The organism is Pseudomonas sp. FP597 (genome assembly GCF_030687435.1).
Lineage (GTDB): Bacteria > Pseudomonadota > Gammaproteobacteria > Pseudomonadales > Pseudomonadaceae > Aquipseudomonas > Aquipseudomonas lactucae.
The window spans coordinates 2979735-2998406 of the sequence record NZ_CP117432.1 but is presented as its reverse complement, the minus strand read 5'-3'; the positions used below and the strand labels follow the sequence as shown (position 1 = coordinate 2998406).

The 18672-nt window shown below is 63.0% G+C and carries 17 protein-coding genes and 2 riboswitches; of the genes, 5 read left to right on the top strand and 12 right to left on the bottom strand.

The features are described 5' to 3' along the window. Positions 1 to 5: 5 nt before the first annotated feature. Genes PSH66_RS13975 through PSH66_RS13955 form a run of 5 tightly spaced genes read right to left on the bottom strand, consistent with a single transcriptional unit; the run spans position 6 to position 3835 of the window. The gene (locus PSH66_RS13975) at positions 6 to 836 is read right to left on the bottom strand and encodes a DUF2797 domain-containing protein (protein ID WP_003173609.1); all 831 of its coding nucleotides are present in this window, start codon (positions 834 to 836) and stop codon (positions 6 to 8) included. Then, complete coding sequence (locus PSH66_RS13970) at positions 833 to 1093, bottom strand: YeaC family protein (RefSeq protein WP_078824408.1); 261 nt, start codon at positions 1091 to 1093, stop codon at positions 833 to 835. Before PSH66_RS13970 ends, PSH66_RS13975 begins: the two co-directional genes overlap by 4 nt. 11 nt (positions 1094 to 1104) lie before the next feature. After that, positions 1105 to 1977, bottom strand: coding sequence for a rhomboid family intramembrane serine protease (locus PSH66_RS13965; protein WP_003173607.1), 873 nt, complete (start codon positions 1975 to 1977; stop codon positions 1105 to 1107). Then, positions 1974 to 2948 carry a metallophosphoesterase gene (locus tag PSH66_RS13960; protein ID WP_370694852.1) on the bottom strand — a complete coding sequence of 325 codons (975 nt, stop codon included), beginning with the start codon at positions 2946 to 2948 and terminating at the stop codon, positions 1974 to 1976. Before PSH66_RS13960 ends, PSH66_RS13965 begins: the two co-directional genes overlap by 4 nt. Beyond that, entirely contained in the window at positions 2945 to 3835 is an 891-nt protein-coding gene (locus PSH66_RS13955) for an NAD(+) kinase (protein WP_003217892.1), read from the bottom strand. The genes PSH66_RS13960 and PSH66_RS13955 overlap by 4 nt, the downstream gene beginning before the upstream one ends. 157 nt (positions 3836 to 3992) lie before the next feature. On the opposite strand from PSH66_RS13955, the gene PSH66_RS13950 reads away from it, so the two are divergent. After that, the gene (locus tag PSH66_RS13950; RefSeq protein ID WP_305429403.1) at positions 3993 to 4940 is read left to right on the top strand and encodes a DUF1853 family protein; all 948 of its coding nucleotides are present in this window, start codon (positions 3993 to 3995) and stop codon (positions 4938 to 4940) included. A 40-nt stretch (positions 4941 to 4980) separates the two neighbouring features. On the opposite strand, the gene PSH66_RS13945 is transcribed toward PSH66_RS13950, so the two are convergent. From PSH66_RS13945 to cobW, 4 genes are read right to left on the bottom strand one after another with little or no spacing between them, the layout of a single operon-like run. Further along, entirely contained in the window at positions 4981 to 5583 is a 603-nt protein-coding gene (locus tag PSH66_RS13945; protein WP_003173603.1) for a VWA domain-containing protein, read from the bottom strand. Between the two features lie 53 nt (positions 5584 to 5636). Next, positions 5637 to 6635 carry an ATP-binding protein gene (locus tag PSH66_RS13940; RefSeq protein WP_305429401.1) on the bottom strand — a complete coding sequence of 333 codons (999 nt, stop codon included), beginning with the start codon at positions 6633 to 6635 and terminating at the stop codon, positions 5637 to 5639. Next, a complete protein-coding gene (cobN, locus tag PSH66_RS13935) occupies positions 6635 to 10396 on the bottom strand; it encodes a cobaltochelatase subunit CobN (RefSeq protein WP_305429399.1) in 3762 nt (1253 codons plus the stop codon). The genes PSH66_RS13940 and cobN overlap by 1 nt, the downstream gene beginning before the upstream one ends. Before the next feature lie 3 nt (positions 10397 to 10399). Next, on the bottom strand, positions 10400 to 11461 hold the full coding sequence (gene cobW, locus PSH66_RS13930) for a cobalamin biosynthesis protein CobW (RefSeq protein WP_141065054.1): 1062 nt from the start codon (positions 11459 to 11461) through the stop codon (positions 10400 to 10402). A 92-nt stretch (positions 11462 to 11553) separates the two neighbouring features. Next, a riboswitch (cobalamin riboswitch) is annotated at positions 11554 to 11753 on the bottom strand. Positions 11754 to 11795: 42 nt separating this feature from the next. Next, positions 11796 to 12001, top strand: a riboswitch (cobalamin riboswitch). 95 nt (positions 12002 to 12096) lie between these two features. Between cobW and PSH66_RS13925 the strand changes: the two genes are divergently transcribed. The 4 genes from PSH66_RS13925 to cobM all read left to right on the top strand — a co-directional run bounded on the left by PSH66_RS13925 (position 12097) and on the right by cobM (position 14205). Continuing rightward, the gene (locus tag PSH66_RS13925; RefSeq protein ID WP_003173598.1) at positions 12097 to 12285 is read left to right on the top strand and encodes a CbtB-domain containing protein; all 189 of its coding nucleotides are present in this window, start codon (positions 12097 to 12099) and stop codon (positions 12283 to 12285) included. 11 nt (positions 12286 to 12296) lie between these two features. Further along, positions 12297 to 13001, top strand: coding sequence for a CbtA family protein (locus PSH66_RS13920; RefSeq protein WP_305429398.1), 705 nt, complete (start codon positions 12297 to 12299; stop codon positions 12999 to 13001). Beyond that, entirely contained in the window at positions 12998 to 13390 is a 393-nt protein-coding gene (locus PSH66_RS13915; RefSeq protein ID WP_003173596.1) for a cobalamin biosynthesis protein, read from the top strand. The genes PSH66_RS13920 and PSH66_RS13915 overlap by 4 nt, the downstream gene beginning before the upstream one ends. Before the next feature lie 68 nt (positions 13391 to 13458). Beyond that, on the top strand, positions 13459 to 14205 hold the full coding sequence (gene cobM / locus PSH66_RS13910) for a precorrin-4 C(11)-methyltransferase (protein WP_141065055.1): 747 nt from the start codon (positions 13459 to 13461) through the stop codon (positions 14203 to 14205). A 366-nt stretch (positions 14206 to 14571) separates the two neighbouring features. Here cobM and nfuA read toward each other — a convergent pair whose 3' ends face one another. The 3 genes from nfuA to PSH66_RS13895 all read right to left on the bottom strand — a co-directional run bounded on the left by nfuA (position 14572) and on the right by PSH66_RS13895 (position 18617). Beyond that, positions 14572 to 15156, bottom strand: coding sequence for a Fe-S biogenesis protein NfuA (nfuA, locus tag PSH66_RS13905; RefSeq protein ID WP_003173594.1), 585 nt, complete (start codon positions 15154 to 15156; stop codon positions 14572 to 14574). Positions 15157 to 15215: 59 nt separating this feature from the next. Next, entirely contained in the window at positions 15216 to 16238 is a 1023-nt protein-coding gene (locus PSH66_RS13900) for an acyltransferase (protein WP_305429609.1), read from the bottom strand. Between the two features lie 87 nt (positions 16239 to 16325). After that, on the bottom strand, positions 16326 to 18617 hold the full coding sequence (locus PSH66_RS13895) for a fatty acid cis/trans isomerase (RefSeq protein WP_305429397.1): 2292 nt from the start codon (positions 18615 to 18617) through the stop codon (positions 16326 to 16328). Positions 18618 to 18672 lie beyond the last annotated feature (55 nt).

The following is an 18672-nucleotide window of genomic DNA, read 5'->3' as shown; positions in this document are numbered from 1 at the left end:
TCCTTCTACTGATGCACGGCGAGCTGGTAGGCCGTGTATTTGCGAATATTGATAACGCCGGTGTCGAAGATCAGGTATTGGCCCTTGATCCCCAGCAGCGTGCCTTCGGCAATCGGGTTCTTGTCCAGGTTGAAGCTGACGATCTTGGTCGGATACTGCTCCACCGGGTAGCGAATCTCAATCGGCTCGACGTCGGTTACCGGTTGGATGGCCTGCAGGCCAAAGCGTTCCTGCAAGCTCAACAGCCCGTCGGCGCAGGCTGCGAACAGCTCATCGCGGACCTGCTGGAGGTCCACCGATTGCGCATCGCCCTTGAGCAGCGCACGCCAGTTGGTCTTGTCGGCCACCTGGCTGCGGAACAGGTCTTCGACGAACCCGGACTGCTGGCGCGTGGCGACACGCATGATCGGCAATGCCTGGCTCGCGCCCTGGTCCAGCCAGCGCGTCGGCAACTGGGTGGCGCGGGTGATACCGACCTTGATCCCCGACGAATTGGCCAGGTAGACCACGTGGTCGGTCATGCAGAACTGTTCGCCCCAGCCTGGATCACGGCAGGTGCCGGCGTCGTAATGGCAACGCTCGGGGCTCATGATGCACAGGTCGCACTGAGCCAGTTTGGTCATGCACGGGTAGCAATAACCCTGGCTGAAGCTGGTCTTGGTCTTGCGGCCGCAATGGCTGCAATGGATGGCACCGAGGTACTCCAGGCGCACATGGGTACCGATCAACGGATTGACCGGCACCTCGCTATCGCCCAGACGAAACGCGTATTGAACGGTCGGCTCACCGAGTTGCGCCGACATTTTGCTGACTGCACCGCGACCGATTTCAATCAATGGATCGCATCCGACTTGAACAGGATGTTCGGCACGGTGGTCGACTTGGACTGGCATTCCTGCGGGCCCATGTAGCCGGTGCGCTGGTCTTCCGGCAGGTTCTGGATCTCCCAGGCGATCATCGCCTGCAGCGACAGTTCACGCTGTTCGGCGGTGAGCTTGCGGCCATCGGACCACTTGCCGATTTCCACGGCGAGCTTGAGGCTCTCGTAGATGTCCGGGGTGATGTTTTCGATCATTTCAGCAAAAGAGGACATGAGGCTCTTCCTTATCCAATAGAGGATTTGCGGCGGCTGTACAGCCCGCCCAGCAAACCGGTGAGGCAACCGATAACCAGGCCGCCCACATGGGCCGCGTTGGCGATTTGGCCGAAACCGATCATCGAGACCAGCCCCGACAGGCACAGCACCAGCCACACCAGCATCATCACCAGCACCCCACGGGGCAGGCGATAGGCCGGGTTGGGCGAGAGCAATTGATAGATCCAGCAATGCCCGAGCAGGCCATACAACACGCCGGACAAGCCGCCGAACAGGCCAGGACCGCCATAGGCGTATTGCGCGTAATTGGAGACCAGGCTGAACAACAGGGTCAGGCCCAGCAGATTGATACTGCCTTGGCGGCTTTCGATACGCCGGCCCAGCTCCCAGTACCACATGCCGTTCATGGCCAGGTGCAGGATGCCGAAGTGGATCAGCATCGGCGTGAACAACCGCCACCACTGTCCCGACGCCAACGTTTCGGCAAATGGCGTGAACTGGATGTATTCGCCCATCACCCGGAACGGCAGGAAGGTCAGCCAGCTCATGGCTTGCAGGTTTTCCCCGAGCAGGGTCAGCGCACCGACGATCAGGCTCGCCAGCAGCACCAGGGCGGTCACCGGACTCTGGCGCAGCTGCGCTAAAAAGCCTGGGCGGGCGGGCGGCGCCTGCTCGGGAATATCCAGTTGGCGGTCGGGGTCGCCGGCGGGAAAGCGCTGGTACAGCACGCGCACGTCGTCGCTGATCGCCTCCGGCACCCACAATACCTGCTCCCCCGCTTCCTCACTGACGTGATGGGGCACTTGCATGCGTTGCAGCAATTTGACGAAACCACCCAGGTCGACGCTCAGTGGCAAGCGCAATACGGCCACGGTACTCATGCAATCACCTCGGGCCGCTCAACGTCGACCCATACGAATTTGCGCGGATCCAGTTGGGTTTCCTGATCCAACCGATACGCCACCAGCTTGCCGTACAGCACCGCGCTGTAATCCAGGCAGGCCAGGTTCGGGCGGATCGGTGCGGGTGTGCCGCTGCGCCAGTAGTGGCCGACGAACAACAGGGGCTCGTCGACGCCGTAGCGCAGCAGGGAATTTTTTTGCGTCGACGACAGTGGCGTACGGGCCACCGGCTCCGGCAAAGCGTCCGGCTGGAACACGATGTCGCCATAGGTTTTCGGGTCGTCTTCCCAGAACTTGGTACGAAAGAACGAACGCGTCAGCCCATCGCCACCGGTGAGCGTCAGGCCATCCGGCAGGCGCATGTCGGTGCCGCGCAGCAGGCGGTCGAACGCGTTGCAGGCAAAGCTGCCCGGTACGGCGGCGGCCTGCAGGAAGTGCTGGTCGATACACCCCTCGGGGAACGTGGCGCGCAGTGGCTGGATAAAGCCTTCATCCCAGCAGGCATGCACCACACGGAACCGCCCGGCGTCGACAAACAGCGGCATGTCGTAGAACCACGTGAGGAAGTCGTGCCAATCGGCCGGGTGTTGTTCGAACTGGGTCAGGGTTTCGTGGATCAAGCGTTCATGGCGTGGCGTGTGCTCGCGCACGAACTGGCGGCCACTGCCTGGCGGTGCCGGCGTGACCCAGCCCAGGGCGTTGAATTCGTGGTTACCCATGATGCACAGCGCCTGGCCGGCCTCGGCCATGTCGTGGACGATATGCAGCGCCTCGCGAATGCGCGGGCCGCGGTCGATGATATCGCCAAGGAACACCGCCATGCGCGACGGATGACGCCAGGTGCCGCCCTGCTTGTGGTAACCCATCTGATCGAGCAGGTGCTCAAGGGTATGAGCGCAGCCGTGCACGTCACCAATCAGGTCGTAGCTACGCGCGGGATCGAGCATCAGTCGCCTCCACCCCCCAAGCGGCTGCCCCAGCCCAGCTTGGTGCGGCACACTTCGTAGTAGTTGTGATCCAGCGGGTGGATCAGCCGCAACTTCTGCGCCTTTTTGCTCACGGTGATGGTGTCACCGGGTGCGCAGGTGAAATGGTTCTGCCCGTCGCAGGAGACTTGTGGGTAGATCTGCATGTCTTTGGACACCACGATTTTCAGCTCACTGTTGCCATCGACCACAATCGGTCGGCTGGACAACATATGGGGGTACATCGGCACGATCACAATGGCATCGAGCTTGGGGTGCATGATCGGGCCACCGGCCGACAGCGCGTAGGCCGTCGACCCGGTCGGCGTGGCGACGATCAGGCCGTCGGCCTTCTGGCTGCAAACGAACTGGCCGTCGATGTACAGCTCGAACTCGATCATGCGCGTGGATTTACCCGGGTGCAGCACCACGTCATTGAGCGCATCGCCCTGGCCGATGGCTTCACCGTGGCGACGCACTTCGGCTTGCAGCAGGAAGCGGTTTTCCACCAGGTAGTGGCCGTCGAGCACCTTGGCCACTTCCACTTCCAGCTCATCGGGGCGGATATCGGTCAGAAACCCCAGGCTGCCCCGGTTGATCCCCAGCACCGGCACGTTATGCCGCGCCAATGCCCGGGCCGCGCCGAGCAGGCTGCCGTCACCGCCAACCACAATGACCATGTCGCACACTTCACCGAGCATCTTGCGCGATGAGGTTTGCAGGCCATGACCGGGGAGAATCTCGGCGATGGTGTCTTCGAGGATCACATGCAGGTGGCGTTCCAGCAGGAATTTTTTCAGCCGGCGGACGGTGTCCAACACCTGGGTACTGCCCAGGCGACCGATGATGCCGATATTGCGAAATTGCTCCATGGGGCTCCTGCGGGGCGTGGGGTGTGGCAAAAAAGAAACGATTATGGGCGAAAGGCCGCGTGAGGCAAAATCCTTTGTCGCCGTGAAGCCTTGATGACAATGGTTCTCAGGGTTTTTTCAGGCATCCGCTCCCGGCTTAAAAGGCTATGCTCGGACCATGACTGTATTCCCCGACTTGCACACCCTGCCCCGCCAACTGCGCCACCCCGAGGTGCGCGACCTGGCGTGGGTGATACTCGCCCCGCCGATGCTTGCCCAGGCGCCCTGGCCGCAACGCCACCCACTGGCCGGCAGCGACTGGGTGCAAGCCCCCGACCGGCTCGAACACTGGCTGCGACAACTGGACCAGGACAGCAGCGCCTTGCAGCACTGGCTGAGCCTGTCGCGCACGCGGCGCCTGGGCCTGTATTACGAACGCCTGTGGCAGTTCGCCGTGCAGCATGCGCCGGGCGTGGAGCTGCTGGCCGCCAACCTGCCGATCCGCCGCGCCGGGCATACCCTGGGCGAGCTGGACATGCTGCTGCGCGACCGCGATGGCGTGCACCACCTGGAACTGGCGATCAAGCTCTACCTGGGCCCGCAGGCCGGCGATGGCGAGGACACGGCGCAGTGGCTGGGCCCGGGTTGTCATGACCGGCTCGACCGCAAGCTGGCGCACCTGGCCCAGCACCAATTGCCGATTTCGGCGCGGGCGGAGAGCCGTGAGGTGCTGGCGGCGCTGGATATCCAGCATTTCGATGCACATTTGTGGCTGGGTGGGTATTTGTTGTATCCCTGGCCAGGGTTGGCCGCCGCCCCTCGCGGTGCCCATCCGCAGCATTTGCGTGGGCGCTGGTTGCATCAGCGCGACTGGCAGCAGTTTGTCAGCACCAGCGCGCCAGGCCGGTGGCAACCGTTGCCCCGGCATGCCTGGCTGGCGCCGGCCCATTACCCGCCCGCAGAGGTGTGGAGCGAAGCACAGATGCAGCGTTGGCTGACTGATCTTGATCCGATGGCGCCGGCGCAGTTGTTGGTGCGCATGGTCCAGAACGGTGAGGATTGGGAGGAAGCGGAGCGTTTGTTCCTGGTGGCGGATCTTTGGCCGAATGTGCCGGGGGCAGGCTGATGGTCTTGCAGTGCTTGTCCGGGCCTCATCGGTACAGGCACTACACCTCATCGATATGCCGATACTCCAACTGCAACCCCGCCGCCAACGCCTGGGCCCGGCCCAACCTGATCGGCCCGCGCTCGATATCCACCAGCACCCCCGGACACACCAATAACGGCAACCCACGGATGTCCTTGAGTCGCCCATCGGTAATCACCAACAACTTTTGTTGCTCGGCGGGATAGCGCTTGCGCCGCGTCACCAACCACTGCCCCGCTTCGGTCAACGCCGCCAGCAACGGCGTACCGCCGCCGGCACCCAGCTGATCCAGCCAGCCGGTCAAGCCTTTCGCGGCTTTGAGCCCTTGCACCTGCCACTTGGGTGCCTGCCCACTCGCCGTCAACAACGCCATGCGCGCGCGTTGCCGATAGGCATCGTCAAACAGTTGGGCCAGCAAGCCCTTGGCATCGGTCAAGGCACGGTGCCGCCGGGTCGACGCCGAAGCGTCGACAATCACCAGCCACAACTCGTGGGCCGAGCGGCTGCGTAGATGAAACCGCAGGTCCTCGCGCGATTGCGGCCGACCGCCCAGCAAGGTACCCGGCCAGTCAACCGCCCCCTGCTGTGCGCTGCGCGCCTTGCCTTGCCTGCCGGTATTCAATCGCCCCGCCTGGGGACGGGCATCCGCCCCCGTGTCAGGCCGGGGGCGAATGCCTAGGGCTTTTTTGGCCAGGCGGGGACTTCGCTACGGGCGCCCGTGGGCAAGGCGGGTGCGGGCATGTCACCCCACTGGCCTTGGGCGGGTGAGGTGTCTGAAGGCTCGGGGGCCTGCCCTTGATCGGGCGGACTCGACGGCGACGAATGCGCCTGGCGCCGATGGCGCAGGGCAAATTCGGCCACGGCCTCGATATCCTCTTCGCCAATCGCATTGGCGCCCCGCCACGCCGCGTGGGCCCTGGCGCCGCGCAGCCAGACCAGGTCGGCGCGCATCCCATCGACACCGGCGGCAAAGCAGCGCTCGGTAATCTGCGCCAGGGCCTGGTCATCCAGGGCGATACTGTGCAACCGCGCTCGCGCGGCCGTGCAGCGTTCACGCAAGGCTGCCTGCGGTGCGGCCCACTGTGCGCAGAACGCCGTCGGGTCGCTGTCGAAATCCAGGCGTCGACGGATAATCTGCCCGCGCTCGGCCGGCAAGGTCTGCCCGCTCAACGCCACATTGAAGCCAAAACGGTCGAGCAACTGCGGACGCAGCTCGCCCTCCTCCGGGTTCATGGTGCCGATCAGCACGAAGCGCGCCGAATGCCGATGGGAGATGCCGTCACGCTCGATCAGGTTGGTGCCGCTGGCGGCGACATCAAGCAGCAGGTCGACCAGGTGATCGGCGAGCAAGTTGACCTCATCGACATACAGCACCCCGCCATCGGCCTTGGCCAGCACACCGGGGGAAAATTGTGCGCGGCCTTCGCCGAGTGCCGCGTCGAGATCGAGGGTGCCCACCAGTCGTTCTTCAGTGGCGCCCAGGGGCAACGTCACGAACTGCCCGCTGGCCAGCAGGTCGGCCAGGCCGCGCGCCAGGGTGGACTTGGCCATGCCGCGCGGGCCTTCGATCAGCACACCGCCGATCTTCGGGTCGATGGCGGTCAGGCACAGCGCTAGCTTCAAATCATCGGCACCGACCACGGCGGACAGCGGAAAATGGGGAATATCAGTCATTAGCTGTCTTCTTCTATATCCAGCAACAGGTTTTCCAACGCCTCGCGGTACGCCCCCGGCTCCTGCCACAGTCCGCGCTGTTGCGCCTCGAGCATGCGCTCGGTCATGTCGCGCAGCGCAGCGGGGTTGTGCCGCTGCACAAAATCGCGGGTGTCAGGGTCGAGCAGGTAGGCGTCGGCGAGCAAGGCATATTGATGATCGTCGATCAGCGCCGTGGTGGCGTCGAAGGCGAACAGGTTGTCCACCGTCGCGGCCATCTCGAACGCGCCTTTATAGCCATGGCGCTTCACGCCGTCGATCCACTTGGGGTTGGCGGCGCGGGAACGGATCACCCGGTTCAGCTCTTCCTTCAAGGTACGGATCTTCGGCAGGTCCGGCTGGCTGTGGTCGCCATGGTAGCTGGCGGCCTTGTCGCCGCTCAAGGTTTCCACGGCGGCGAGCATGCCGCCCTGGAACTGGTAGTAGTCGTTGGAGTCGAGCAGGTCATGCTCGCGGTTGTCCTGGTTTTGCAGCACGGCCTGCACCTGGCTCAGGCGTTGGGCGAACTGCTCGCGGGCGGCGGTGCCCTCGTCGGAGCCGCCATAAGCATAGCCACCCCAATTCAAGTAGACCTCAGCCAGATCCTCGCGACTTTGCCACAGGCGGCCGTCAATCGCGCCTTGCACGCCGGCGCCGTAGGCACCGGGCTTGGCGCCGAAAATACGCCAGCCGGCCTGTTTCGCGGCGGCATCTTCATCCAGCCCCGACAAACGCAGTGCCTCGCGCTCGCTGCGCACCTTGGCGGCCAGCGGGTTCAGGTCATCCGGCTCGTCCAGGGCCGCCACCGCCTGCACCGCCGCATCGAACAGGCGGATCAGGTTGGCGAAGGCATCGCGGAAGAACCCGGACACCCGCAACGTCACGTCCACACGCGGGCGGTCGAGCAGGCTGACCGGCAGGATTTCAAAGTCGTCCACCCGCTGGCTGCCGGTGGCCCAGACCGGGCGCACACCCATCAGCGCCATGGCCTGGGCGATATCGTCACCGCCGGTCCGCATGGTCGCCGTGCCCCACACCGACAGGCCGAGCTGACGCAGGTGGTCGCCGTGGTCCTGCAAATGCCGCTCAAGGATCAGATTCGCGGACTGGAAACCAATGCGCCAGGCCGTGGTGGTGGGCAGGTTGCGTACATCGACGCTGAAGAAGTTGCGGCCGGTGGGCAGCACATCCAGGCGCCCACGGCTGGGCGCACCGCTCGGCCCGGCTGGCACGAAACGACCGCTCAGGGCATCGAGCAAACCACGCATTTCCGCCGGGCCGCAGGCATCCAGGCGTGGCGCGACGAGGCTACGCAGGTGCTCGATCACCGCTTTCACGTCTTCCCAACCGGGCGCTTGCAACTGCTCCAGCGGCCCGTCCAAGGCCTGTTCGATCAAGCGCGCGGCGTACACTTCCAGGCGCTCGCGGGTATCGCCGGCGGTGCGCCACAGCTGTTCATCCATCTGCTGCAACGCCGCTGGGCGACGTCCGGTCCAAGGCTCGGCCAGGGCGCAATCCAGCGGATCGAAACCCAGCTCGAATGCCTTGGCCAACACCCGCAGCAGGCTCGATTGCGGGCCACGGCCATCGCCACGCGGAATACGCAGCAAGGCCAGCAGCGTATCAATGCGCAGGCGGCCTTGCGGCGACTCGCCAAAGATATGCAGGCCGTCGCGGATCTGCGATTCCTTCAAGTCACACAGGTAGGTGTCCAGGCGCGGCAGCCAAATGGCGGCATCCGCGTCGCCGTCCAGTTCAAGTTCCTGGTCGATATGGGTTTCGCGCACCAGCTTGAGAATGTCTTTTTGCAGTTCACGGGCACGGCGCGGGTCGAGCAGTTGAGCTTCGTAATACTCGTCCGCCAACAGCTCCAGGTCACGCAGCGGGCCATAGGTTTCGGCACGGGTCAGCGGCGGCATCAGGTGGTCGATGATCACCGCCTGGGTACGCCGCTTGGCTTGGGCGCCCTCACCCGGATCATTGACGATAAACGGGTAGATATTCGGCAATGGCCCGAGCAGCGCGTCGGGCCAGCAGTTTTCCGACAAGCCCACGCCCTTGCCCGGCAGCCACTCCAGGTTGCCGTGCTTGCCCACGTGGATCACGCCATGGGCGCCGTAGGTGTGGCGCAACCAGAAATAGAACGCCAGATAGCCGTGGGGCGGCACCAGGTCCGGGTCGTGATACACCGCGCTGGCATCCACTTGGTAACCGCGCGCCGGCTGGATGCCGACAAACGTCTGGCCCAGGCGCAGGCCGGCGATCATCAGGCGGCCGTCGCGGAACATCGGGTCGGTATGCGGCGCGCCCCAGCGCTCCAGCACGGCCTGGCGATTGGCCTGCGGCAAGCGCTGGAACATCGCCTCATAGTCATCCAGGCCCAGGCTTTGATGGCAGGGGCGCAGGTCCAGGCTGTCGAGGTCGTTGGTGACGCCGCCGAGCAGTTCATGGATCAATGCCGTGCCGCTGTCCGGCAAAGTATCCGGCAGCGGATAGCCTTCAGCCTGCAGCGCCCGCAGGATATTCAGTGCCGCCGCCGGCGTGTCCAGGCCCACGCCATTACCGATGCGACCATCGCGGGTCGGGTAGTTGGCGAGGATCAGCGCGATGCGCTTATGCGCATTCGGCACCCGCGCCAGCTCGACCCAGCGCCGTGCGAGCGAGGCGACAAAGTCCATGCGCTCGGGCGCTGCGCGGTAGCACACCACATCCGACTGGCTGCGCTCGCTGCGCCAGGCCAGGTCCTTGAAACTGATGGGCCGGCTGATGATGCGCCCGTCCAGTTCCGGCAAGGCAATGTGCATCGCCAGGTCCCGCGGGCCCAGGCCCTGCTCGCTGGCCTGCCAACCGGGCTGGTTGTCCTGGGCGCAAATGGCCTGGATCACTGGGATATTGCGACGAAACGGGCGCACATGCGGCGCTTCGGGGCTGGACTGGGCAAAACCGGTGGTGTTGAGGATCACCGCGGCGTCGACCTCATCCAGCAGGTCCTCGACCACCGCCAGACAGCCGGGCTCTTTCAGGCTGGCCACCGCCATCGGCAGCGGGTTGAGGCCCGCCGCCTGCAAGCGTTGACAGAACTCGTCGATAAAACCGGTATTGGCCGCCTGCAGATGCGAACGGTAGAACAGCACCGCCGCTACGGGCCAGTCCGGGTTCCACGCCAACTGCCAGTCTTCAAGACGGGCATTGGCGGTGTGCGGGTGATAGATCGCGGTCCGCGCCAGGGTTTGCGGCTCGGCCCAAGGGTAATCACGGCCCAGGTAACCGCTGGCCAGGCAGCGATAGAAATCCAGCGCATTGCCCAAGCCGCCCTGGCGCAGGAAGTGCCACAGGCGGTCGCGTTGTTCGGCGTTTACCGTGCTCAGGCCACTGAGTTCCGGGTCCGGGCGATCATCGCCCGGCACGAGGATCAGCGTGACGCCGCGTTCGGCCAGCTCCACCAGGCGCTCGATGCCATAGCGCCAATAACCGATACCGCCATGCAGCGAAAGCAGGATGACCTTGGCATGGCGTAGCACTTCGTCGACGTACAGGTCGACCGACGCGTGGTTCTGCACCTGCATCGGGTTGGCCAGGCGCAGGCTGGGGTAATCGTCGGGTAGCTGTTGCGCCGCTTCGGCCAGCAGCGCCAGGCTCGAATCGCCGCTGCACAGGATCACCAGTTCGGCAGGGGTCTGGCCAAGGTCGGCGATATTGTCGTCCGCGACGAAACCACCGGGCTGAGTCCTGAGCAGGTGCATGGGTTAAACGCTGAGCGCTGCGCGCAACTGCGCTTCAAGGCCGGCGGCATCCAGGTCCTGGCCGATCAGCACCAGGCGCGTGATGCGCGCCTCGTCAGCGCCCCAGGCACGGTCGAAGTGCTTGTCGAAACGCGTGCCCACGCCCTGGACCAGCAGACGCATCGGCTTGTTCGGGATCGCGGCGAAGCCTTTGACGCGCAGGATGCCGTGCTGCACCACCAGTTGGGTCAGCGCGTCGAGCAGCAAGGCTTCGTCGGCCTGCGGCAGGTCGATGGAGATCGAGTCAAAAGCGTCATGGTCGTGATCGTCTTCACCGTCGTGATGATGATCGTGATGGCTGTGGCGACCGTCGATGTGCTCTTCGGAGCCGGCACCCAGGCCGATCAGCACGTCCAGCGGAACGCGGCCACTGCTGGCTTCGATGACTTTCACCGCCGGCGGCAGCTCTTGGGCGACTTCCAGGCGCACGCGGGCCAGGTCTTCGCGGCTGATCAGGTCGGATTTATTGAGGATCACCAGGTCGGCGCTGGCCAACTGGTCGGCGAACAGCTCGTGCAAGGGCGACTCGTGATCCAGATTCGGGTCGAGCTTGCGCTGGGCGTCGACCTGGTCGGGGAACGCGGCGAAGGTACCGGCGGCCACGGCGGGGCTGTCGACCACGGTGATCACCGCGTCAACCGTGCAGGCGCTGCGGATTTCCGGCCACTGGAAGGCTTGCACCAACGGTTTTGGCAGCGCCAGGCCCGAGGTTTCGATGAGGATATGGTCGAGGTCGCCGCGACGGGCCACCAGCTCACGCATCACCGGGAAGAATTCTTCCTGCACGGTGCAGCACAGGCAGCCGTTGGCCAGTTCGTAGACACGACCGTTGGCTTCTTCCTCGGTGCAACCGATAGAGCACTGCTTGAGGATTTCACCGTCGATGCCCAGCTCGCCGAACTCGTTGACGATCACGGCGATGCGACGGCCCTGGGCATTGTCGAGCATATGGCGCAGCAAGGTGGTTTTGCCCGACCCGAGGAAGCCGGTAACGATGGTGACGGGAAGTTTGGCCAGTGTTTTCATCGGATGCCCTTGAGGGCGGGCATACGGGACGATAAGCCCTGCGACGGCGCGCAGCAGCGGATTTCGTCACCGGATCACCCCGCCCGGTTGAAGTGGAAAATCGGTTGCGAGGCAGGTCTCCTGGCTAGGGGCATGCGGGCCATCAGGCCGGCGCCGGCTGCGCCTTCCCGCCTGATGGGCAGTGGCATGGCAGTCGGTAAACCCTTCACAGTTGCGGGGGCAGCCACGGATTGAACCGTGTTCCCTTCTTAGCTTCGGCCTGGGCCGAAGAACCTCGCAGGATGCAAGGCTACAGGTGCTCGGTCAATTTGACTACCGTCGCTCTGCATGCTTTCCTACAGGCCTTGTTTCGGGTGCCCTTCACAGGGTGAAACGGGAAACCGGTGCGTCATCGACAGATGGCCAGTCCGGTGCTGCCCCCGCAACGGTAAGCGAGCGAAGCGTCAGATCCACTGTGTCGGTATGGCATGGGAAGGCGATGCTTTATAGACCCAGAGTCCCTCGCGAGCCCGGAGACCGGCCCGAAAAATCAGATAACAAACCCGCGGTGGGCGGGCGCTGTTCAAAACCCTGCGTGCCCGGCTCGCGGGGTTTTCATGCGCTCGTTTCACCCTGACACCTGAAAGGGACGCGCCATGTCGATCATCAGCAGCACCTCAGCTACCGCCAGCAGTACCACTACCCTCAGCCAACGTCTGACCGCCGCCATCGGCGCGTCGATCCTCGGCGCGTGCCTGGTGTATTTCGCCGGCTTCTCGCACATCGAGGCGGTGCACAACGCCGCCCACGATACCCGCCACAGCGCCGCGTTCCCGTGCCACTGAGGCCTGCCGAGATGATCAAGCGTATTGCGCAAACCGCAGGATTCACTGGCCTTTTGGCCGCCCTGCTGCTGACCCTGCTGCAAAGTTTCTGGGTCGCCCCGCTGATTCTGCAGGCGGAAACCTTTGAGCACGCCCCGGCAACCGCCGAAGTAGCCCACGAACACGGCGCCGGCGCCGCTGCCCACAGCCACGACGCCGAAGCCTGGTCGCCGGAAGACGGCTGGCAGCGCGTGCTGTCCACCACCGGCGGCAATCTGGTGGTCGCCGTCGGTTTTGCGCTGATGCTGGCAGGCTTGTACACCCTGCGCGCACCCACCCGCACCGCCCAGGGCCTGCTCTGGGGCCTGGCCGGTTATGCGACCTTTGTGCTGGCGCCCACCCTCGGCCTGCCGCCGGAATTGCCGGGCACTGCCGCCGCCGAGCTGGCGCTGCGCCAGACCTGGTGGATCGGCACCGCCGCGTCTACCGCTGTCGGAATTGCACTGATCGTGTTCGGCCGCCATTGGCTGCTCAAAGTGCTGGGCGCGGCCATCCTGGCAGTGCCGCACGTGATCGGCGCGCCCCAACCGCAAGTGCACTCGATGCTGGCGCCAGAAGCGCTGGAGGCTCAATTCAAGATCGCTTCGCAGTTGACCAACATGGCGTTCTGGCTGGCACTGGGCCTGATCAGCGCCTGGCTGTTCCGGCGCAACCGCGATGATCACTACTCGGCATGACCTGCGTCGTCGGCCTGGGCTGCCAGCGCGGTTGTGAGGTTTACACCCTGCTGGCGCTGTTTGATGCCGCCCTCGCCGAGGGCGGCATCGATCGCCAGCGCATCACCGCACTGGCCAGCCTCGATCGCAAACAGGATGAGCCCGGTTTGCTCGACCTGGCGCGGTTGCTCAAGCTGCCCTTGCAGTGTTTCAGTGCCACGCAGTTGGCTGTTTATGAAGACCGTCTCAGCCACAAATCGGCGGTCGCATTTGCCCATACGGGCTGCTACGGCATCGCCGAAAGTGCCGCGCTGGCGCTTGCCGAACAGCTCACCAATGCCCCGGCCCGCCTGTTGATCACCCGCAAAAAAAACGCCCAGGCCACCTTTGCATTGGCCTGCGGCGACTAAACGCTCGATAATCGCCCTTCCCGATCATGAACAACCTTCATGCTCGCCGCTTGTCACAGGATTTGCGTATGACCGTCTACTTCATCGGCGCCGGCCCCGGCGACCCGGAATTGATCACCGTCAAAGGCCAGCGCCTGATTCGCCAGTGCCCGGTGATCATTTATGCCGGCTCGTTGGTGCCTGCGGCGGTGCTGGTAGGCCATCAGGCGCAGCAAGTGGTCAACAGCGCCGAATTGCACCTGGAACAGATCATCGACCTGATCAAGGCTGCCCACGCCAAAGGCCTGGACGTGGCCCGCGTACATTCCGGCGATCCCAGCCTGTATGGAGCGATTGGCGAGCAGATCCGGTATTTGCGCGAAGCGGGCATCCCGTTCCAGATCATCCCCGGCGTCACGGCGGTAGCCGCCTGCGCCGCCTTGCTGGAGACCGAACTGACCCTGCCGGATATCGCTCAGAGCGTGATCCTCACGCGCTACGCCGATAAAACCAGCATGCCGGCAGGCGAGGATTTCGACAGCCTGGCGCGTCACGGCACGACCATGGCGATTCACCTGGGGGTCAATCATCTGGAAAGGATCGTCGCCGATCTGCTGCCGCACTATGGCGCGGACTGCCCGATTGCAGTGGTGCACCGAGCGACGTGGCCGGATCAGGATTGGGTGGTGGGAACACTCAGTGATATTGCCGAGAAGGTGGCGGCCAAGGGGTTCAGGCGTACGGCGCTGATCGTGGTGGGACGGGTGCTGGCAAACGACGGTTTCAGTGAATCGTCGCTGTATCGGGCCGGGCATGCGCACCTCTATCGGCCTTGATATCTCACCTTACAAATTAACAGCAACACACTGATTTAACTGAACAAACACAAAAAAATGCGGGAGGGGCTTGCCCGCAATGGCCATAGGTATCTACACAATTTTAAAAGCTCAAAATCCTCCCTGTGGTGAGCGGGACAAGCCCGCTCACCACAACAGCCCATTCGCCCTAGTTTTTTTCGCTCACCGGAAGTTGTGTAGATACCTATGCCCTGATGGCGGTGCATCAGCCTACTCATAAGCCGACTGCAAGCCCCCTCCCACACTTAATCTTCTTTGTTAGAGATACTTCGCAATACCCTGAATTTAAAGCATAAAAAACGGCGCTCACGGGGCACCGTTTTTTATATGCAGTGAACACCTTACTCAGTAGTAGGCGTTTTCTTTCTGCGTGTGGTCGGTCACGTCACGTACGCCCTTGAGCTCCGGAATACGCTCCAGCAGGGTGCGCTCGATGCCTTCGCGCAGGGTCACGTCCGCCTGGCCGCAGCCCTGGCAGCCGCCGCCGAACTTGAGCACGGCGATACCGTCCTCGACTACGTCGATCAGGCTCACCTGGCCGCCATGGCTGGCCAGACCCGGGTTGATCTCGGTTTGCAGGTAGTAGTTGATGCGCTCGTTGACCGGGCTGTCGGCGTTGACATTCGGCACCTTGGCGTTCGGCGCCTTGATGGTCAACTGGCCGCCCATACGATCGGTGGCGTAGTCGACCACGGCATCGTCAAGGAAGGCTTCGCTGAAGGCATCGATATAGGCGGTGAAGCTTTTCAGCCCCAGCGCGGTGTCTTCAGGTTTTTCTTCGCCGGGCTTGCAGTAGGCAATGCAAGTCTCGGCATATTGGGTGCCGGGCTGGGTGATAAAGACGCGGATACCGATGCCTGGCGTGTTCTGCTTGGACAGCAGGTCAGCCAGGTAATCGTGGGCGGCGTCGGTAATGGTTATGGCAGTCATGGAAACTCCTCACAGGCTTGCCGGCAGTTTACGCCAAATTATTACCGAGGTACAAAGTCCTAGTATTTTTGTCGGGAAAGACCTGCCGGCGCATCAACCCCGAACCATCCCTTGAGCCTGCGATAGGTCGCCTTTTCCAGCCACTGGTAACTGGCAAAGGCGCCCAGTGCCGTCCCTGCCATGCATACGAGCAGCATCGCATAGGGGTCTATTTCCATCCGTTCGGCAATAAATTGCCCAACAGCGAGTACCGGCACGTGGATCAAGTACACCGAATAGGAACAGTCGCCGAGCACCTTCAAAAACCGCAAACCCTTGAAATAACGCTCCAATGTCACACAACTGATGACCAATATCGCGCTGGGCACTCCCCATTCCAACGCGCGCGGTATATCTGCCCCGTGATAAACCGCCATTGACGCAACCACGATACCCAACAACGGCAGCCAAGGCCTGGCCCGGCACAGCCCCCGGCGATACATCATGCCGATCACAATGCCCATCAGAAACTCCAGGACAATGCCGTTACTGTAAAAACCGCTGACCAAGCCCAGTGCGGCGCCGAGGTAGCACACCAGATACAGCAGCGTTGCCACTACCCACAACCGATAGGATTCGCGAACTAACAAAGCGAAGGAAAACAGCGCATAGAACAACATCTCAAAGTTCAGGGTCCAACCGACCCCCAGCAGCGGATAGACCTCCTCGCCCGGTTCGCTCGGGCCCGCGATGAACAGCAGCGACCTGAGCACATAACGCCACTCAAGGTGCTCATAGGGAAAAATCGAGGGCGCGGCCGCCACCAGAAGAACCATAAGCAAGGTGTAAAACCAATACGCCGGAACGATCCTTGCCAGTCGCATGAGCATAAAACGCCAAGGGGTCAACGTCTTGTCTGCGCTCGCAATGAAGATCACAAAACCACTGATGACAAAGAAAATATCTACCCCGATACCGCCTTTATCGGCCAGCAGATACTCCAGCGAGTTATGTGCCTCAAAGTCAAAAAATAACTGCATGAAGTGAACCCCCACGACAATCCATGCCGCGAAGGCGCGCAGTGCCTGCACTGAAATCAACATCATCGGAGTACCTTTTCCAATCCCGCAAGGCAAATATCCGACTGCTTCAGCACCCACGTGGAGGGATGACTGGATCACTGACAGTAGTTATAGGTTCTCGTAGCGGTTCATGTCCAACACACCCTCTTCCACCGGCGTGGTTTCACGGATGTACTGCGACAAATCGTGGAAGTACTGCCAGAACAACGGATGACTGCGACGCACGCCCCAACGGTCGACGATTTTCTCGAACTGCCCGGCATCCTTGGCCTGTTCCATCTGGGCGACGAACTGCGGCACTTCCCTGGCCGGAATATTGAACATGAAGTTCGGGTAGCTGCTGAGCACACCGGGGTAAACGGTCAGCGTGTCCAGCCCCGGCTGATAGCGATACGCCTCGCCCAGCAGAAACGCCACGTTGCTGTGGGCGCGGTTGCGCAGCAGGCTGTAGACCTCGCGCTGGCCGCCGGCCATTTCGATACGCAGCAGGGTGGCCTCGGGCAATTGATCGATGACCTTGAGTCCCGCGGCCGGACGCGACGTGAGTCGGCTGAGGGCCTGCTCGGCGTCCTGCAGCGCCGGGTCGATACCATCGCGCGAGCAAAATGCGCCGCCGCAGCGGTTGATTGGGTCGGGGCTGGCATTCAGGTGAGCGTAGCGGGCCAGCAATTGGTTGGCAAAATCGCGTTTCGGGTACTTTTCGCTCAGGTGCAGCCCGCTGGGCTTGTCGTCATCAATGGCCTCGTAGTCCAGCCACAGCTTGAGCTTGCCACTGTTCTGGTACCAGTCGTCCATGAAGTCATCGCGGGTGTCGGCCGGCATCAGGCGCAGGAAGTTCTGCTCGGCGCCATTGCGGATCAGGTCGAAGTACAGCCGCGTCTGCGCCTGGTGCGACACGTTGCCGAACACATCGAAGTTCACCGCCAGCTGATAATAGGTGCGCTCCAGCAGCGGGAAGTCGAACAGCCACATCGTCTGTGGCACCTCGCCGATCAGGCCCTTGGTCACCGAAGCGCTGTCAAAATGCCGGAAAATGCTCAGCAACGCATTGTCGTTACCGGCCCACAGGGTCGACCAGCTGGGCGGCGGCAAATCGGCATAACTGTCACGGCGCAGCGCTTCGTACTGATTGCGCTTATCGCGGTAAGCCAGCCACAGGCCGAGGACGCTGCCCACGTCATCGTTCTGCCCCGGCATCGCCAGCAGCGGCGTGGCCTGGCCGCGATAACGCGCATCGGTGATATACAAATCGTGATCAGGGTCCTGGAACAGGGTCCAGAAATTATCGCGGATCACGTCCGTGGCGATCTGCCCACGGCACACCGGCCCGCGAATAAAGGTGCGCACGAAGTATTCGGCGTTATCCAGCATGAACTGGTAACGCGCCTTGGCCGGGATGGCTTCGAAGGTTTCGAAGGGGTTGGCGCGACGCCCCGGACCATAGCCCGGCAAGGCGTTGACCTGCCAGTTGCCTTCGTAGAAAAGCGCCTTGATGCGCGCCATTTTCGCGGCGCTGAACGGGTAAGTGATGTGGGTTTTATGCACGATCACACCCTGCACCGGCCACAGGCGGTAATACACCCGCGTGCCGGGGTCGTCGTTTGGACGCCGGGTGTTGATCAGGTCGATCGGCTGCCCGCTCGGCGTGCGCGAACGCACCCACTGGAAGAAATGCCCAGGCTCGCCGTTCTCGAAATAGATATGCGCCAGGAACAAATGCTCGAACAACCAGCGCGCCACCAGGCTCTCGCGGGCGCCGGGTTGATTGAGCAGCCCCTCCCACTGCTGCACCTGCAAGGCTTCCCTGGCACTTGGCGCCAGGCCCTGCTCATCGATCGGCGCGCCGGAGGCCAGCCAACGCTGCAAGGTCTGGTATTGCTGGTCGGTCAGGCCGGTGACCGCCAATGGCATGCCTTCCTTGGGATGGCTGCCTGCGTAGGCGTTGAACTCGCCGGGCATGGCGCAGCTGTTTTCGCGGTTCAGGCCCAACACGATCTCTTCGGGGAGCTTGGCATTGGGTTGCAGCGGCGCGTTATGCCCCAGTTCCAGCATGCGCGCCATCAACGCGGCCTGGCTGCCCTGCGCGTCCAGCACCGAATAAAAGCCCTTCTGCCGCCAGGCCTGCTGACCGAACGCGTCAAAGAACAATCGGGTGGTGGGCGCAGCCTGGCTGCGCTCGCCGTCGTACACCGGCATTTTGCTCGCCCCCCGCGTCGCCCCCTCGGCACTGCCGAGGTTGAGCTGGCAGGCGGAGTCGTAGCAGGCGTGGCAGGCCACGCACTTCTCGGTAAAGATCGGTTGGATATCACGCGTGTAGGAGATCGCCGTAACGGGACCTTGCGCCTGGGCGGTACTGGCGATCAATGCCAGGACGGCGCTGACGATAAGACGAAGTGACATGTATCCGGTCCCGATTCAATGCGTGCGCTGAAATTGCCGGCGATTCTACCGGGCC

Bases quoted from the DNA above. Each gene is read 5' to 3' on its own strand.
- PSH66_RS13895 (WP_305429397.1), bottom strand. From the start codon at position 18,617: ATGTCACTTCGTCTTATCGTCAGCGCCGTCCTGGCATTGATCGCCAGT.
- PSH66_RS13920 (WP_305429398.1), top strand. From the start codon at position 12,297: ATGATCAAGCGTATTGCGCAAACCGCAGGATTCACTGGCCTTTTGGCC.
- PSH66_RS13925 (WP_003173598.1), top strand. From the start codon at position 12,097: ATGTCGATCATCAGCAGCACCTCAGCTACCGCCAGCAGTACCACTACC.
- PSH66_RS13955 (WP_003217892.1), bottom strand. From the start codon at position 3,835: ATGGAGCAATTTCGCAATATCGGCATCATCGGTCGCCTGGGCAGTACC.
- PSH66_RS13965 (WP_003173607.1), bottom strand. From the start codon at position 1,977: ATGAGTACCGTGGCCGTATTGCGCTTGCCACTGAGCGTCGACCTGGGT.
- PSH66_RS13915 (WP_003173596.1), top strand. From the start codon at position 12,998: ATGACCTGCGTCGTCGGCCTGGGCTGCCAGCGCGGTTGTGAGGTTTAC.
- cobW (WP_141065054.1), bottom strand. From the start codon at position 11,461: ATGAAAACACTGGCCAAACTTCCCGTCACCATCGTTACCGGCTTCCTC.
- PSH66_RS13970 (WP_078824408.1), bottom strand. From the start codon at position 1,093: ATGTCCTCTTTTGCTGAAATGATCGAAAACATCACCCCGGACATCTAC.
- PSH66_RS13950 (WP_305429403.1), top strand. From the start codon at position 3,993: ATGACTGTATTCCCCGACTTGCACACCCTGCCCCGCCAACTGCGCCAC.
- PSH66_RS13900 (WP_305429609.1), bottom strand. From the start codon at position 16,238: ATGTTGATTTCAGTGCAGGCACTGCGCGCCTTCGCGGCATGGATTGTC.
- PSH66_RS13940 (WP_305429401.1), bottom strand. From the start codon at position 6,635: ATGACTGATATTCCCCATTTTCCGCTGTCCGCCGTGGTCGGTGCCGAT.
- nfuA (WP_003173594.1), bottom strand. From the start codon at position 15,156: ATGACTGCCATAACCATTACCGACGCCGCCCACGATTACCTGGCTGAC.
- cobN (WP_305429399.1), bottom strand. From the start codon at position 10,396: ATGCACCTGCTCAGGACTCAGCCCGGTGGTTTCGTCGCGGACGACAAT.
- cobM (WP_141065055.1), top strand. From the start codon at position 13,459: ATGACCGTCTACTTCATCGGCGCCGGCCCCGGCGACCCGGAATTGATC.